Source organism: Cupriavidus sp. 8B, from assembly GCF_054589115.1.
Map to the genome: position 1 here is coordinate 1 of NZ_BAAILO010000577.1, position 1,146 is coordinate 1,146.

General features: G+C 62.9%; 1 protein-coding gene. It reads left to right on the forward strand.

Annotated features, from left to right (window positions below):
* The coding region (locus ACYP5B_RS48975; protein ID WP_459574697.1) for an IS110 family RNA-guided transposase at positions 1 to 922 on the forward strand (922 nt) is incomplete at its 5' end.
* Positions 923 to 1,146 lie beyond the last annotated feature (224 nt).

Consider the following 1,146-nt stretch of genomic DNA (forward strand, 5'->3'; position numbering starts at 1 on the left):
CCGGCAGCTTGCAGGGAAGGGATTCGAGTGCATGGTGTGCGCGCCGTCGCTGATCCCGAAGAAACCCGGCGAGCGCGTCAAGACCGATCGGCGCGACGCGGTCAAGCTCGTGCGATCGCTGCGCGCCGGCGACCTCTCGGCGGTGTACGTACCCAGTGTGGAGGACGAAGCGTTCCGGGATCTGTCACGCGCCTGGGTCAACGCCAAGGACGATCTGAAGCGCGCCCGGCAACGGCTGAAGGCCTTTCTGCTTTCACATGGGGTGCGCTACAGCGGCAGAGCCGACTGGGGACCGGCGCACCGGCGCTGGATCAGTACCTTTGCGTTCGACACCGTGTGGCAGCAACTTGCCTTTGACGAATATCGACGTGCCATCGAGGATCGGCTCGCGCAATGCAGCCGTCTCGAAGCGGCCTTGCGCGAAGCCGTGGTCAACTGGCGCTTCTATCCGGCCGTACTGGGCTTGCAGGCCATGCGCGGCCTGCAGTTCACCACGGCGATAGGCATGCTCGCCGAATTGGGCGATCTCTCGCGCTTTGTGCATCCGCGCCAACTGATGGCCTGGCTCGGGGTGACGCCCGCCGAACACTCATCGGGGGAAAAACGGCGCCAAGGCAGCATCACCAAGAACGGCAATAGCTATGCAAGAAAGCTGCTAATCGAAGCCGCCTGGAGTTACCGGCACCCGGCACGTGTGAGCCCCGAGATTCAGCGACGGCACGAAGGCATCCCGAATGCCATCGTTGACCGGTCCTGGGACGCCCAGGTTCGACTGTGCCGGCGCTATCGGAGACTTGCCACGCGCAGCAAGAACCCGAACATTGCGGTGGTTGCGGTGGCCCGCGAACTGAGCGGGTTCATCTGGGACATCAGCCGGCTCGCCATGTCGCTTGCCATACCGAACGCGGCGCAGACCACGTAACCCAACGCCAAGGTACCAACCTATCTGCCACCTACTGTGGAGCCAGTTTCCTGAAGGGCGACGTAGCCCGGCACACGAGCAACCCGCGACCAAGCTAGGCAACGGATTTCATCCGACTTGGGGCTTTAATAGCGGCAGGCTCATTGGGCGGACCTCTGTAATGCGGTAACCAACCCGCGGATATCAGATGCTATGAAGCGAGGCCCTCGACAAGCTGAGGCCTA